Origin of the sequence: Methylophaga sp. UBA678 (assembly GCF_002299105.1) — a bacterium.
Taxonomy (GTDB): Bacteria; Pseudomonadota; Gammaproteobacteria; order Nitrosococcales; family Methylophagaceae; genus Methylophaga; species Methylophaga marina.
The window spans coordinates 81,797-97,230 of sequence record NZ_DBNG01000018.1 but is presented as its reverse complement, the minus strand read 5'-3'; the positions used below and the strand labels follow the sequence as shown (position 1 = coordinate 97,230).

14 protein-coding genes are annotated in these 15,434 nt (G+C 45.1%); 10 read left to right on the top strand and 4 right to left on the bottom strand.

Annotated features, from left to right (window positions below; translation table 11 throughout):
* Positions 1-14 precede the first annotated feature (14 nt).
* On the bottom strand, positions 15-2,249 hold the full coding sequence (locus B3014_RS10015) for a TonB-dependent receptor (RefSeq protein ID WP_289244121.1): 2,235 nt from the start codon (positions 2,247-2,249) through the stop codon (positions 15-17).
* Between the two features lie 158 nt (positions 2,250-2,407).
* Here B3014_RS10015 and B3014_RS10010 point away from each other — a divergent pair, with 158 nt between their 5' ends.
* From B3014_RS10010 to B3014_RS09990, 5 genes are all read left to right on the top strand, one after another.
* Positions 2,408-3,133: a sulfite exporter TauE/SafE family protein gene (locus tag B3014_RS10010; RefSeq protein WP_289244120.1), complete on the top strand. Its 726-nt coding sequence runs from the start codon at positions 2,408-2,410 to the stop codon at positions 3,131-3,133.
* A gap of 5 nt (positions 3,134-3,138) precedes the next feature.
* The gene (locus B3014_RS10005) at positions 3,139-4,065 is read left to right on the top strand and encodes a sigma 54-interacting transcriptional regulator (protein ID WP_289244119.1); all 927 of its coding nucleotides are present in this window, start codon (positions 3,139-3,141) and stop codon (positions 4,063-4,065) included.
* A gap of 70 nt (positions 4,066-4,135) precedes the next feature.
* A complete protein-coding gene (locus tag B3014_RS10000; protein WP_289244118.1) occupies positions 4,136-4,987 on the top strand; it encodes a thymidylate synthase in 852 nt (283 codons plus the stop codon).
* Positions 4,988-5,017: 30 nt separating this feature from the next.
* Positions 5,018-5,461: a hemerythrin domain-containing protein gene (locus B3014_RS09995; protein WP_289244117.1), complete on the top strand. Its 444-nt coding sequence runs from the start codon at positions 5,018-5,020 to the stop codon at positions 5,459-5,461.
* Positions 5,458-6,207: a cytochrome b/b6 domain-containing protein gene (locus B3014_RS09990; RefSeq protein WP_289244116.1), complete on the top strand. Its 750-nt coding sequence runs from the start codon at positions 5,458-5,460 to the stop codon at positions 6,205-6,207. The genes B3014_RS09995 and B3014_RS09990 overlap by 4 nt, the downstream gene beginning before the upstream one ends.
* On the opposite strand, the gene B3014_RS09985 is transcribed toward B3014_RS09990, so the two are convergent.
* The 3 genes from B3014_RS09985 to radC form a co-directional block, all read right to left on the bottom strand.
* Entirely contained in the window at positions 6,204-7,337 is a 1,134-nt protein-coding gene (locus B3014_RS09985) for a PepSY-associated TM helix domain-containing protein (RefSeq protein ID WP_289244115.1), read from the bottom strand. The genes B3014_RS09990 and B3014_RS09985 overlap by 4 nt on opposite strands.
* Before the next feature lie 6 nt (positions 7,338-7,343).
* Complete coding sequence (locus B3014_RS09980) at positions 7,344-9,362, bottom strand: TonB-dependent receptor (protein ID WP_289244114.1); 2,019 nt, start codon at positions 9,360-9,362, stop codon at positions 7,344-7,346.
* A gap of 101 nt (positions 9,363-9,463) precedes the next feature.
* Positions 9,464-10,138, bottom strand: coding sequence for a RadC family protein (gene radC, locus B3014_RS09975; protein ID WP_286303485.1), 675 nt, complete (start codon positions 10,136-10,138; stop codon positions 9,464-9,466).
* 125 nt (positions 10,139-10,263) lie between these two features.
* Between radC and miaB the strand changes: the two genes are divergently transcribed.
* The 5 genes from miaB to lnt are packed head-to-tail and all read left to right on the top strand — an operon-like array spanning position 10,264 to position 15,429.
* Positions 10,264-11,604 carry a tRNA (N6-isopentenyl adenosine(37)-C2)-methylthiotransferase MiaB gene (miaB, locus tag B3014_RS09970; RefSeq protein ID WP_286303486.1) on the top strand — a complete coding sequence of 447 codons (1,341 nt, stop codon included), beginning with the start codon at positions 10,264-10,266 and terminating at the stop codon, positions 11,602-11,604.
* Positions 11,605-11,622: 18 nt separating this feature from the next.
* Positions 11,623-12,600 carry a PhoH family protein gene (locus tag B3014_RS09965; protein ID WP_286303487.1) on the top strand — a complete coding sequence of 326 codons (978 nt, stop codon included), beginning with the start codon at positions 11,623-11,625 and terminating at the stop codon, positions 12,598-12,600.
* The gene (gene ybeY / locus B3014_RS09960; RefSeq protein WP_289244113.1) at positions 12,597-13,061 is read left to right on the top strand and encodes an rRNA maturation RNase YbeY; all 465 of its coding nucleotides are present in this window, start codon (positions 12,597-12,599) and stop codon (positions 13,059-13,061) included. Before B3014_RS09965 ends, ybeY begins: the two co-directional genes overlap by 4 nt.
* Positions 13,058-13,924, top strand: coding sequence for an HlyC/CorC family transporter (locus tag B3014_RS09955; RefSeq protein WP_289244112.1), 867 nt, complete (start codon positions 13,058-13,060; stop codon positions 13,922-13,924). The genes ybeY and B3014_RS09955 overlap by 4 nt, the downstream gene beginning before the upstream one ends.
* Positions 13,924-15,429, top strand: coding sequence for an apolipoprotein N-acyltransferase (lnt, locus tag B3014_RS09950; RefSeq protein WP_289244111.1), 1,506 nt, complete (start codon positions 13,924-13,926; stop codon positions 15,427-15,429). The genes B3014_RS09955 and lnt overlap by 1 nt, the downstream gene beginning before the upstream one ends.
* Positions 15,430-15,434 lie beyond the last annotated feature (5 nt).

Below are 15,434 nucleotides of genomic sequence, written 5' to 3'. Positions count from 1 at the left end.
ACGCCTTGTGTCAATCAAAAAGAATAACTGACCGCTGTGTAGAATGAACGACCCATACCGGGAACGGTGACACCCCAAGGTACACCTGAGCCAGACATCGTCATACCCTGGCCAGTATAAGCGCCTGATAAAGGTTCACTGTAAGCCTTATCCAGAACATTTTCGATACCAAAATCAACACGAGCTTGTTTCCATTGGTAGCTGGTGCGTAAATTTAATAAGCCATAACCAGACGTTTCTTGCTCATTACGTTCACTACTCACACGATCCTTAGCGGCAACCACTTGCCATTCCGCCGTGTTATGCCAAGCGCCTTTTGCATGCTGCAGTGTGAATGTCGCATTGAGAGGCATGATGTTGTAGAGATTATCACCGGTATCCCGGTTTTTACCCCTGACATAACTGAACACCGCTTGGCCGCTGAGATGACCCATCTTGTCATCGTGATAAAGATGTTTAGCTAGAGACAAATCAGCGCCATACAACTTCGCCGAGACGTTGTCATACTGAAGATAAACGAAGTCATCGGTCGTGCTCAGATTAGATGCTGTACATACCGCCATCATCCCTGTTTGACCACTGCAGCGTCCAGCATCGATAAAGTCATCTACATAGCTGATGTAGGGGGTGAAAGTGATATTCCAGTCCTGCTGCTCGGCATCATGCCAGTCAGCGGTAAAACTGATGGTGTGTGCGACTTCCGGATCCAGATCCACATTACCGACATAACCATTACCATCACCGGCTAGATTCACCATACGTATTGCCATGCCGTTCGTTGACCAGGCATAACGTTCGTAGAGATTAGGTGATCGTGTTTTCTGAGCATAGCCAAACTCATAGCGAGCATTGTCTGAGGGCGTAAAACGACCCATCAATGTTATGTCGATATTATTATCGGTTTTGCTCTTATCTGCATTGTTAAAAGCTGTCGGGTCATAATTTGTGGCGTTATAACCCTGTACAGTGTCGGCATCCATTTTCACTGTTTCGTGACGAATACCCGCCAGTGTTGTCCATTTTGAATTCCAGTTAGCTTCCCATTCAGCAAAAACGCCATAACGATCACGTTGGCCATTATTGATATTAATGAATGTGTTTGGTGACATCATCATGCCACCTGATGCTTCCCAGTAGTCATCAAGACGGTATTGCTGGATATCGGCACCTATTCGATATAGATCACGCTCATTGGCATTGATTTCAACTTTAGTGCTGAATCCACGATTATCACCTTCCGTTTCCATCGGCATACCATAAGCAGGTGGCGCCATTCCTGTTTGATATAAAAATTGTTTATCATCACCAAAATCCATTTTGTGATGGGTTTTTTCTCTGTAGAGCGAGGTTTCCAATGCCCCCCAGTCAAACAGTCCGTTATAAATGAAATTAATACTATTGCTACGGTTTTCCGTCATATCCATACGTTGGTTGGGGAAGCCTTGGTAAGGAATATTCTGGTGTGCTAGTTTGACTTGTAATAAGTGATTATCGAGCTTAAAGCCAAGGTTTAAAGCGTGGTTACGGGTTTCATAGGCGGTTGATCCGACTTCATCTCCATCCAACCAGCCTCTATCTGAGGCTGCCGGTCCAGCCGCCTTGAAACTATCTGCCGCATCGTAATTATTTGCCTTACTAGTCGAACCTGTGTAATTCAGACTGAAGTTTTCTGTAGCTAATGTCGTGGATAAGTTTGCTCCACGCGCATCGCCATTACTCCGGTAAAACGCCCCGATTTCTCCTTTTGATAAAACACTGTCAGCATCTTTAGCAAACTCCGGTTGTTTGCTTTTGGCGACGATGGTGCCACCTATGCTGTCTCCACCAGCACTGACTGGAGTGATGCCTGTATAGACTTTTAATTCAGAGACATTATTTGGGGCAATATACGAAAGCGGTGGATTCATATGGTTGGCACAAGCTGAAATCAAATCCATGCCATCAACCTTGATCCGTAGACGATCATCAGCCAAACCATGAATGACCGGTAAACTCGCTATGCCACCCGCGCCATAGAGCGATACGCCTGGAATGCCTTTCAATAATGATGCCGTATCACTTGATTGGGCACGTTTTGATTTGAGCGCTTCCAGATGAAGCCCAGCGCTTTCTTGAGGAAAAGGCTGAATGGCTTGCCCAGAAACAGTGACTTTTTCTAGTTCTTCAACATCATGGCTATGCTCGGCATAGGCCATCGAGGGTAGTACAAAACTCAGCACAATGCTAAGTGACAGGCTAGTACGTTTCATTTATCTTCTCTCTCATATAACTCAACCAAAAATCATAGGAAGTTATCTCTATCAAGAAGTATGTTTTTTCAAAAAACAGTGTGTGAAATGACACAAACTCATGCTGAAATGGCATGCTAATCTGATATTTAGTCTAAAAATAAAGAGAAACTGACAGCATGGCTGCTATTACCAGTTCATATATCACCGCTTTTTTACTCGGTTTATTCAGTACAGTTCACTGTATTGCTATGTGTGGTTCGGTTATTGGCGCACTGACCTTAAGTTTGCCTAAAGAGGTTCGTGAGAGTCAGAGACGAATGCTACCGTTTGTGTTCAATTACAACGTGGGTCGTATTCTGAGCTATAGCTTTGCCGGTGTCATCGTGGGGTTATTGAGTTCACCATTAACGCAGCTCAACGCGCATTGGGTGCTCAGAGTCTTGTCAGTCATCGTCATGATTGCCATGGGCTTATATCTAGCAGGCTGGTTTCCTAAGTTTGCTCGTGCTGAGCGTATGGGGGCCCCTTTGTGGCGGTGGTTACAGCCGATAGGTCAGAAGTTGTTGCCCGTGCGTAAAGTTAGTCAGGCCTTTTTCCTTGGTATGGTTTGGGGCTGGTTACCATGTGGACTTGTTTACGCAGCACTGGCTGTGGCGGCAACGGCTGGGGATCCAGTTAAAGGTGGGCTGGTCATGTTGGCATTTGGGGCAGGCACTTTGCCCGCGGTGATGGGGGCTGGATTATTTACAGGAATGTTAGCAGCATTGGGACGTTCAGCAAACTTACGTAAAGCTGCCGGTTTACTGATCATTCTGATGGCAGTCGCGACGCTTTTCTGGCCAATGGAAAGTTTGCATGAACACCATGCCATGCCTGACCATCAACATCAGATGCAGGGGTAAACGTAATGAATGATATTTTAGGTCAATCGCCTGATTTAACTCACATTTTGCGTACATTACCCATGATTGCTCTCAGTGATGCCAGTGTTCTAATCAGTGGTGAAACGGGTACTGGCAAAGAGTTAATTGCTTTAAGCCTGCATGAACAAAGTCGCCGTCGTGACAATGCGCTTATTACGATTAATTGTGCTGCGTTGCCAACTGAAGAGGTGGAACTGGATTTATTTGGTAGAAGTAATGAACAAGGTGAGATTACGTTCCGTGGCCGGTTACTAGCGGCAGAGGGTGGTACGGTTTTTCTGGATGAAGTCGATGCTCTGCCATTATCTGTCCAGGCAAAAGTATTACGCTTTTTAGAAGCGGGTGAGTGTCAGTTGCAGGGAAGTCATCGTTTACATGTTGCCGATGTTCGTATTCTGGCAGCGACCAGTGCTGATTTACCAGCTGAAGTAAAAGCGGGAAGATTCCGCCCCGACTTGTTTTATCGCTTGCAGGTGGTGCCGATTGAGTTACCAGCCCTGCGTGATCGTTCTGAGGATATTTCCTTATTGATGAGACATTACCTGAAAGTTTATGCGGGTAATAATGCTGTAGTGAGACTATCGAAAGAAGCAGAACAGAGTCTTTTGCATTACAGCTGGCCGGGAAATATCAGAGAGTTGCAAAATTTATGTCAACGGCTTGCACTCTTGCACCCTGGAGAATTATTACAGCCCGGTGATCTACCTAGGGAAATGCGTCCGGAAGTCGCCATTCAGCAGCATCAATTTGTGCTACCAGCCAGCGGTATTGATCTCGCAAAAGTGGAACTGGATCTCATTGAACAAGCACTGGATATGGCGGCGGGTAATCGCTCAAAAGCCGCTCGCATGTTAGGGATAAGCCGCGATACACTGTTATATCGGATGCAAAAATATAACCTGTCGCCTTAATGAGGTTGTTTGTCTGAACAAGCAATGCCAAAATCATCAGCAATTTGCAGTGAGAATTGGAGCCTTCTGAGTGAGACAGTATCTGGATTTATGCCAACGTATTATTGACGAAGGCGAGTGGGTTGAAAATGAGCGGACAGGTAAACGTTGTCTGACCGTGATTAATGCTGATTTAGAATACGATGTTGCCAACAATCAGTTTCCTTTAATCACCACACGAAAGAGTTACTGGAAAGCCGCGATTGCTGAGATGCTTGGCTATTTACGTGGTTATGACAATGCGGCAGATTTCCGAGCGATTGGTTGTCGAACTTGGGATGCTAATGCCAATGATAATAAAGACTGGCTGAATAACCCTCACCGCAAAGGTGAAGATGATATGGGGCGGGTTTATGGCGTTCAGGGCCGTCGCTGGCAAAAGCCTGATGGTTCTACCTTAGATCAGTTACAAAAAATTGCCGATGATCTGAAACGTGGTATTGATGATCGAGGTGAGATTCTGACTTTTTATAATCCGGGTGAATTTGATATGGGCTGTCTAAGACCGTGCATGCACACCCACACGTTTTCTGTTTTAGGCGGCACGCTATATTTAACTTCTTATCAACGTTCCTGCGACGTGCCTCTAGGATTGAACTTCAACCAGGTTCAAGTATTCTTTTTACTCAAAATTATGGCTCAGATTTCTGGTCTTAAGCCGGGCAAGGCCTATCATAAGATTGTGAATGCCCATATCTATGAAGATCAGCTGGAGCTGATGCGTCATGTGCAATTAAAACGTGAGCCTTATCCTTCGCCTAGCTTGCATATCAACCCAGAAATTCGATCACTAAAGGATCTTGAAACCTGGGTGACCTTGGATGATTTTGAGGTTAAAGACTATCGCTATCATGAGGCTATTAAATATCCGTTTTCAGTGTGAAATAGCAATGAAATAGGTTAGGAGATGGGCATGAACAGACCATTATTGCTAGTCTGGCAAGAAGAGTTTAGTCAGCAGGTGCCTATTATTGATGAGCAGCATCGTGCCATCCTCGCCACCATCAATTCATTACATTATTTTCTACAGCAGGGGCTGGAGTTTGAGTCCTTATTACCTACCGTTAAGCTTTTGATAAGTTATATCCTGTTTCATTACAAAACAGAAGAGGGCATATTAAATTCAACGGAATATCCAGAGCTCAAAAACTATCAGCAAGCTATGGATAATCTGATAACTGAATTTAAGGTTGAGTGTCATCACGCTAAACAGCAAAAACAGCCAGAGCAAGTCCTTATTTTTCTAAAGAACTGGTGGAACAATCATCTTGAAGAGCATAAAACGATCACACCTTATCTCCATGACTGGAGCGGTGAATATTGCCGTGTAGATAAACAAAAAGAGAGAGAGAAATGAAAAAACAAATGGCTAGGACATTAACGGAATACCCGGTATGGGATCGCATGGTCCGTTGGTTTCATTGGGTAAATGTATTGTCGGTGATTGCATTGATTGCAATCGGGGTCGCTATCTTGAACAGTAAAGCCCTTGGTGTAAGTACAGATGGCAAAATTCTGTTAAAGACGTGGCATGTCTATATTGGTTATGTGTTTGTAATTAATTTAGCTGTGCGATTGTTTTGGACGTTTATCGGGAACCGGTTTAGTCGTTGGGCAGCCATTTTGCCAGTAGGGAAAAAGTATAAACAACAGCGGCAAATATACCTGGAGAGCATCAACGAGGGTAAGCCGGTGGGGTTTGCAGGACATAATCCTCTGGCACGTTTGATGGTGACCTTATTATTTATCTTATTAACGACCCAGGCGGTAACCGGTTTGGTACTGGGTGGCACTGATGTCTATATGCCGCCATTCGGAGAGAGTTTTAAGGCCTGGGTAGCAGAGAGTCCACAGACTGAAGCTTTGGTTGAGCCCTATTCAAAAGATGGTGTTAATGAGGCCGCTTATCAACAAATGCGAGATTTCCGTTCACCCTTCAAAGAAATACATGAAATCGTATTCTGGTTACTGAGCCTGGCTATCATCTTACATATTCTGGGCGTCGTATATAGCGAGCTTCGGGAACGTAATGGTCTGGTTTCTGCGATGTTTACGGGCAAAAAAGTCTTTAAAGACACGCCAGTAGATTGGGACGAGGATTAGATATGACGAGAAGTGGTGCGCTGTCTGGCGCGCCGCTTTTGCTGCCAGCGTAATAAGCCAGTAACAAATAATATTAACGGCACAAAGCCACTGATAAAGATAATAATCCGCCCAGTCAGTCCAAAGACTTCACCGTTATGTAAAGGGTGTAACCAATTCAGGATTTTATCTCCGGCTTTATCAGCCAACCCATCACGGCTGGCGACAATCTGACCATTGTATGCATTCACCCAAACCTGGGTTCTCGGGAAGCGACGACTGGGTTCGCCCTGTTGATAGAAAACGACACGCCAACTATTTTTTTGACTACCCGGCGACTCTACCCAGCGTAACTCAGCGTCGGGGAAAACTGTAAACGCTGACCTTACAGCGGCATCTGCTGAGATAACAGGCTTGTTCGCTTTTTCGTGAAGTGAACGAGTCAGATCGGGGCTTGAGGCTAATGGTGAAAAGGTGCGAATAATGTCATGTGTTTGTGTGGGTAGCGCCAACGCCGCTCCCGTTAAGCTCAGCATTAACAGCACAATAAAACCATAACTGCCTGACAAAATATGGAGATCAAACACCTTTTTGGCATAGCTGGAGCGCAGACGCCAAGCCAACACCTGGCGTAATTTTAGCCAGCCTGGCCACCATAGGACCATGCCAGAAATGAGTGATATCAGACTAATCAGGCCGATGATGCCAATAAAGGTTTTGCCGTTTTTATCTAGTAACAGGGTGTAATGCAGATTGTAGATCCAGGTCATCGCAAACTCACCCCAGAAGCGTTCACTAGTGACGTCTCGTGTGACAGGATCAAGGGTCACCATTAAAGGCGCAAACATCAAGTCGCGAGTTTCAACTGGCGTGTAATAACGCGCCATGATGGGCCAGCCTGAATGCAATGGTTGTTCAATACGCCAGGAATCCGTTCGTGTTGGAAATTGTTGATGTAACCGATCAAAGACAGCTTGTTGCTGACGGACAGGTGCTGTCGACACTGCTTCGATATCTGGATTTAACCAGATATCGAATTGCAGATAAAACACCAAAATACTGCCTGTTAGACCTAATAAGACCAGTAATAACCCTATACTGAGTCCAAGATAGGTGTGAATGTCCAGCCACAGCTGTCGAGCTTTTCTCATGCGTAATTAAAAGTCATATTGAATAGAACCATATATTGAACGGCCATCACCGGGCGAATGCATTGATTCTGAGTTCATCCAAACATACTCATAATAGCGGTCAAAAATATTTTTAAGTTCGAGATCGAGTCTGACTTTTTCTGTCAGTGCATAGCTAGCTGATGCATTAACCAAAACGTATTGACCATACTTATTAGTATTGTTTTCCTGATTTAAATAAGCATCATCCTGCGCACTGACCCAAGAAGATAATTTAAGCTTTGGTGTGGCTTGATAGTCTGCGCCGGCATCAATCAAATAGTGTGGTACATGATCAATCTCATTGCCTTTATTAAGTGGTTTATCTGCACCCGCTTTAAGGATTTCAGAGTCTTGGAATGAGGCAGCGAACCAGAGGCCCAGCTTATCAGTGGCTTGTGCATTAAATTGAAAATCTATGCCTCGACGTTGCGTTTTACCAATATTCTCACTGTCATTGTTCGCGTCACCTAACTTGGTTTTAAACTCACCATCAGCGACTTGCTGCCAGACTGCAACGCGTCCATTCAGCCAGTCTGTAGGAGTGAATTTAAGTCCGACTTCCCAACCTTCGTTAATCGATGCATCGAGATCGTTTGATAATGTGTTTTGTTTATAGCTGGCGGCACCAGAAGCGACCTGAAAGGTTTTGCCCCAGTTGGTGTATACAGCATATTGATCATTAAAAGAATAAACGGCGCTCAGCTTAGGTTGATTGATATTACCGTAATCGTTGATATCGCGATGTGTGCCGTTGTCATTTAAGCTGCCACGCACCGTATCAACACGGAAAGCAGGGACAATTTTCAGTTTTTCAGTGGGTTTATAAATGGCCTGGATAAAGCCGCCATAAATATCAAAATCGAAATTCTGGTTACGTGTCTCTGATGTTCGGTTTCGGTCCAGGTCGACGATATAACGACGACTTTCATTATTTTGCCATTCAGCACTCAGGCCGCCCATCAGGCTGAACTCATGCGCCCAGCTCACATCCGGTCGCCAGGTTAAAGTCGTTAAAGCGCCTTTATGTTCTTCTTCGGTTAATCGTTCGTTATGGTTGCCGCCTGCTGCAAAGGTGACATAACGATCTTCATCTAACTCATTTAGATAGGCCTTGCTGGTCCAGAAAAGATTATCAGTGATATCAATATCCAGATGAGCGCTGAATTGATTCATCATGCGATCACCACCATCTGCCTTGTTATGTGGTCGAGATTGTTCAGGATCATCATGTGCTTCAGCCCGTGTCAGGTAACCCGCTTCTTCACCTTCAGCTTTACCATGTCGCACAATCAAGCCAACTTGGGCACGCCCACTATTGGGTGTGTAAAACCATTTTCCGGAAAAAGTACTTTTTTCAATATCACTATGATGGCGATAACGGTTTGAGTTGAGATAACTGATTGCGTAATTTTGCGAGAAGCCATTGTTTTCTATACCACTGACAAACTGTACATTTCGTGTCGCATAGCTGCCATAAGTGACGCGGACTTTGTTATAGTTACCGCCTTGATGCGTAAAGATGCCAGCATTACCAGCAATATTATGCAAACCGTAGCGTGGGTCATTCGTGCCTCGTACGACTTCGATACTTTCGATTTCCAGAGGTGTCAGCAATTCCAGATAAGGCATATTGCCGGAGTTCTGATTACTGGGAATACCATCGATGAGGAGTTTTACTGCATTAACTTCACCTTCACCATTAAAGCCACGAAAGGAAATTTTGCCAGACTCATTACCCATACCGAACTGCGTTAACATCACACCTGGCATTTGGTCAAAAAGCTGCCATGTGTAATTGACATTTTGATCTTCAATACGGTCTTGGTTCAGCACATCAACAGATGTCGACAGATTACGCGAGGTCAATGGCCCCGTGCTATCTGATGATACAACCAGACTGCCCAAGCTCAGACTGGCATCATCAATTAACCTGTTTTCAGCAGCATAGACATTAATGGTTTGACTCACTAATAAGCCTAGACCGGCTACTTTTATAGACTTCATGATAACTCTCTCATCCGGTTTAACGTAAACCTATCAATGATAGAGAGCCTGAGTTTATTCTAATTAGGTCATTTCACTTGTTAATGAGGCAATTGACATAGTTAGACATGGCCAAGCTGTGCAAGTGAGGTTACATCAGCATCGCCGACGATGATGTGGTCCAGTACTCGGATATCCACAAGGTCAAGTGCAGACTGGATGCGTTTTGTTATGTGAATATCAGCCTGACTGGGCTCAGCAATACCTGAGGGATGATTATGAGCAAGAATAACCGCTGCAGCATTATGTTGGAGTGCTGACTTGACGACTTCACGTGGATACACACTGGCCCCATCAATCGTGCCACGAAATAATTCGTCAAACTGTAGAAAACGATGCTGATTATCCAGGTAGAGGCAGGCAAAAACCTCATGCGGGTAGGCACGTAAACGCTGTTTTATATAACGCATGGTAGTGTCTGCATCGGTAAATGCATCGCCATGTTTCAGGCTGGATTCTAAATGACGACGGCCCATCTCCAGAACGGCTTGTAATTGCACATATTTTGCCTGGCCAAGTCCATGGCCCTGACAAAACTCTTGCTGATCCGCTTCCAGTAAGCGCCGCAACGATCCAAATTCATGGATGAGTTTGCGGGCTAAGTCGACAGCGGAAAATCCTTTTACACCCGTGCGCAGAAAAATCGCCAGTAGCTCTGCATCAGACAATGCCTTAGCACCTGATAATAAAAGCTTTTCTCGAGGGCGATCATCGGCAGGCCAATCCTTGATTGCCATGATTCACTTCCTTGTTGTTGTTGCTTCCCACACTATATTTGCAGTTATTAGTAAAAACAATCACTTGTATGTACTAATCAGCTAAAAAATAGTATCCTGTGCGCCCTTTGACTTTAGCAGAAACTATGGCTGGCAAACTTTATATCAGAACATTCGGCTGTCAGATGAATGAGTACGATTCATCAAAAATGGCAGAAGTCCTGGCGGCATCTCATCAATTAGAACCTACCGATATTCCAGAAGAAGCGGACGTATTGTTGCTCAATACCTGTTCGATTCGTGAAAAAGCTCAGGAAAAGGTCTTCCACCAACTGGGCCGCTGGAAACGCTGGAAAGACTCACGTCCTAACCTGGTTATCGGTGTGGGTGGCTGTGTGGCCAGTCAGGAAGGTGAAGCCATTCGCCAACGCGCGCCGTATGTGGATTTGATTTTTGGACCGCAAACATTGCACCGTCTTCCGGCGATGCTGGAAGAAGTCAAAATCAGCCGCAAACCCAGCATTGATATCTCATTTCCTGAGATTGAGAAGTTCGATAACTTACCTGCCCCGAAAGCAGAAGGCCCGACCGCCTTTGTTTCGGTGATGGAAGGCTGCAGTAAATACTGCACATTCTGCGTTGTGCCTTATACCCGTGGTGAAGAAGTCAGTCGTCCGGTTGGTCCTATTCTGCGTGAAATTCGTCAGTTGGCAGCGCAAGGTGTACGCGAAGTCAATCTGTTAGGCCAGAATGTTAACGCTTATCAAGGTGTTATCGAAGGTGATGAAACTGCGGATTTAGCGTTACTGATTCATTACGTGGCAGCCATTGATGGTATTGAACGGATTCGTTTTACCACGTCTCATCCTGTTGAATTTTCTGACAGCTTGATTGAAGCGTTTGCCGAAGTACCTGAGTTGGTGAATCATCTGCATTTACCCGTTCAATCTGGCTCCGATCGTATTCTGACGATGATGAAGCGCGGTCATACTGCATTGGAATATAAAAGTAAGATTCGCCGATTACTGGAAGTCAGACCGAACTTAAGTATGTCGAGTGACTTTATTGTCGGTTTCCCCAATGAAACAGAAGAAGACTTTCAGGCGACCATGGATTTAATCAACGAGATTAAATTCGACCACTCATTCAGCTTTGTTTATAGCGCTCGCCCTGGGACACCGGCTGCGGCATTTGTGGATTCTGTCTCTGAAGAAGAAAAGAAACGCCGTTTGCAAATTATGCAGGATCGTTTGCGTGAGCTGGAAGATGAACATGCGAAAGCGATGGTGGGCACAACACAACGTATTCTAGTCGAGCGCGAAGCACATCGTGGTGGTGGCGATATGGCAGGTCGTACCGAGAATAACCGAGTGGTAAATTTCCCCGGTGACAGCAGTCTTATCGGTCAGTTTGTCGATGTGTATATCGAAGAAGCCTTCTCGAACTCCTTGCGCGGCGAATTAGTCGCTGATAGCGTTGCACTTTAAGCTCATCGGAATTATATAGTGACTCAAACCTCTCAAGCGCTCGATAGCATCAGCTTCGAGCTAAGCCCAGCAGATAATCCTCGCCTTGCCAACCTCTGTGGTCATTTGGATGAACATATTCGAATGATGGAGCGTGGCTTTGGGGTGGAAATCAATAATCGTGGTGTTAACTTTCAGATTATCGGTCCGGCAGACACGCTGACCTTAATTCAGGAAGTGATTCACGACTTGTACGCCGAAACCGCACAGTCAGTGTTAGCGCCTGAACAAATTCACATGGCGATTCGTAAAAGCGGTGGTGAAGATATATCCGCGGCGACAGAACCAGACAAAGAAGTGGTGATTAAAACAAAACGAGGCTTGATTAAAGCCCGTGGCGAAAATCAGCAAGCGTATTTGCGTCGGGTCATGACCCACGATATAAACTTTGGTGTGGGGCCTGCCGGTACGGGTAAAACCTACCTTGCTGTGGCTTGTGCCGTTGAGGCTTTGGAGCGTGATTTTTGTCGTCGGATTGTACTGGTCAGACCCGCAGTAGAAGCGGGCGAGCGTCTCGGTTTTTTACCGGGTGATCTAGCGCAGAAAGTCGATCCTTATCTCAGACCATTGTTTGATGCTTTATATGAAATGCTTGGGTTTGAGCGCGTGGCTAAATTAATGGAACGTAATGTCATTGAAGTGGCACCACTGGCTTATATGCGTGGTAGAACACTGAATGAATCTTTCATTATTCTGGATGAAGCGCAAAATACCACCACCGAACAAATGAAGATGTTCCTGACTCGTATGGGCTATAACTCTACTGCCGTTATTACGGGTGATATCACTCAGGTAGATTTACCCGGTTCAACACGCTCTGGTTTACGTCATGCCATTGAAGTATTGAAGGATGTGGACGGTATCGGCTTTACTTTCTTCCAGGCAAAAGATGTTGTTCGACATTCGCTGGTACAAAAAGTCATCTTGGCATACGATAAGGCTGATAAAAAAGCATGAGCGTTGTCGTGGATTTTCAGTGCGTTTATGAAGGCGAAAAGCCAGATGAACCACTGTTTACTCAATGGGCTGAAGCGGCACTATCCGAAGTCAATGAAGACTGTGAGTTGAGTATCCGCTTAGTCGATGAATCAGAAAGTGCTGAACTGAACAGTCAGTATCGTGGCAAAAATGGCCCAACCAATGTCTTGTCTTTTCCTTTTGATGCACGCATCAAATTAGAGCCTCGTTTATTGGGCGATTTAGTGATTTGCGTACCTGTAGTCAGAAAAGAAGCACAGGAACAAGGCAAGGCAGAGTTACATCATTGGGCACATATGGTGATCCATGGATGTTTACATTTATTAGGTTATGATCATATTGAATCGGATGAAGCGGAACAGATGGAAACATTGGAAATAAATATTCTGCATCAATTAGATATAGCTAATCCCTATGAATGGCAGGGAGTGGAATCATGAGTGAAGGACGACCGAGTCGCTTAGCAAATCAATCCTGGGTGCGAAAGCTCAGTAATTTATTTCTGGAGCCACAAGATCAGGAACAACTGATTGAATTAATTCGTTCAGCATCTGAACGACATATTCTGGACTCAGAAGCGCTATCTATTGTCGAAGGCGCATTAAGCGTGTCACAAATGCAAGCCCGCGATATTATGATTCCACGCTCACAAGTGGTCATGGTGTCACGTGATGCACCACCTGAAGAAACACTGAAACTGGTCACCGAAACGGCTCATTCTCGCTTTCCTGTGATGGATGATGACCGTGATGATGTGATTGGTATCTTGCTTGCCAAAGACCTATTAACCGCTGTGGTGAACAGCGGTGATTTTAATTTCGACCTGCGCGAAATATTACGTCCCGCTGTATTTATTCCTGAAAGCAAACGTTTGAATGTGTTGTTACGTGAGTTTCGGGCTCGCCGTAATCATATGGCCATCGTTGTAGATGAGTATGGTGGTGTGGCAGGTATCGTCACCATTGAGAATGTACTGGAACAAATCGTCGGTGAAATCGAAGATGAGCATGATATCGATGATGATGCGCCGATTCTGCAAAGAAATGAAAATACGTACACCATCAAGGCATTAACGATGGTTGAAGACTTCAATGAGTTTTTTGAAACCAATTGGAGTGATGAAGACTTTGATACGGTGGGTGGTTATGTCGTTAATCAGTTCGGTCACCTGCCTGAACGAGGGGAAGAAATCACGATTGATCGCTTCCAGTTCACCATTTTGCGTGCCGACAATCGTCGTTTATATCTGATGAAAATGGTGATTTTACCACCTGAAGAAGAGCCAGAAGCTGATACCGAATAATGCAAAAAAGTAATAGGCTGACAATGCAGGGTTGGAAAGGAAATATCGTTGCATTCATGGGTGGCGCTATTTTGCCGCTGGCATTTTCCCCTTTTAACCTATATCCCATTGCCATTCTCAGCCTGATTTTGCTTTTCGCCAGTTGGGATAATACAACACCGAAACAAGCCGCATGGCGCGGATGGTTATTTGGTCTTGGTATGTTTGGTGTGGGTGTGTCCTGGGTGTATGTCGCCATTCATGTTTTTGGCCATACCAGCTGGATTTTAGCAGGCATGCTGACTTTTCTGTTTGTCGCTATCCTGGCTTCTTATCTGGCGTTATTTGGCTGGCTAGTCAAAAAATGCACTTCTCATACATTCACTCTCTTTGATATCGCACTGCTGTTACCCACCATATGGTTTGGCTTTGAATTATTTAAAGCCTGGTTTTTGAGTGGTTTTCCCTGGTTAGAGCTTGGCGTGAGCCAGATAGAAGGGCCATTAGCAGGTTGGGTGCCGGTCGTGGGGGTGAATGCTGTGTCTTTCCTGGTGGCTCTGACGGCAAGCAGTTTGTTTATTGTGTTTAAACATAAAAAGCCATTATTCATTGTGCCTGTTATCGTCATATGGGTGGGAGGACAAGGGCTAAAATCTGTTGAGTGGACTCAGCCTTCAGGCGAAGCTATTAACACTACGATCGTGCAGGGTAATGTGCCACAGGATGTAAAGTGGAGCCCCGAACAGCTTGTCAGTACGCTTGCACTCTATCAGAAGTTAACCGAGCAACATTGGGACAGCCAACTGGTGGTTTGGCCTGAAAATGCCGTTCCTGCTTTTTATCATCAGCTGAAAGATTTTTTTATCGACCCGCTCATTAAGGAAGCGAAACAACACAATACGGATATTTTATTAGGCTTGCCTTTTGAAGATGAAAACGGGCAAGACTATTACAACAGTATGATGGTGGCTGGTGAGGATGCTGGTTTCTACCATAAGCGTCATTTGGTGCCGTTTGGAGATTATGTGCCTTTTGCCTGGTTAAGAGGCTTGATTGCTTTCTTTGATTTGCCGATGTCTGGCTTTGTACCAGGACCAGAGCAACAAAGTCTGTTAAAAGCCTCTGGGCAGCAAGTTGGCATCTCTATTTGTTATGAAGATGTGTTTTCACTTGAAGTTTTGGATTCCTTGCCGGAAGCTTCTATTCTGGTGAATGCGACTAATAATGCCTGGTATGGGGATTCATTTGCGCCGCATCAGCATTTACAAATTTCACGAAGTCGTGCCCTGGAGACTGAGAGACCGTTGGTCCGAGCCACGACAAACGGTATTTCAGCATTTGTTGATTATAAAGGCCGTATTCAGTCACAAACGCCTCAGTTTGAGCAGGCAACGCTGACGACAAACATTCAACCAAGGCAGGGAGCAACGCCGTATGTCACCGCGAAGCGTTGGCCAATATTTATTCTGATAGTGCTTATCATGGCTATTTGGTTTTATTATCGTCGTCAAGCGAGTTTGAGCTAAATATT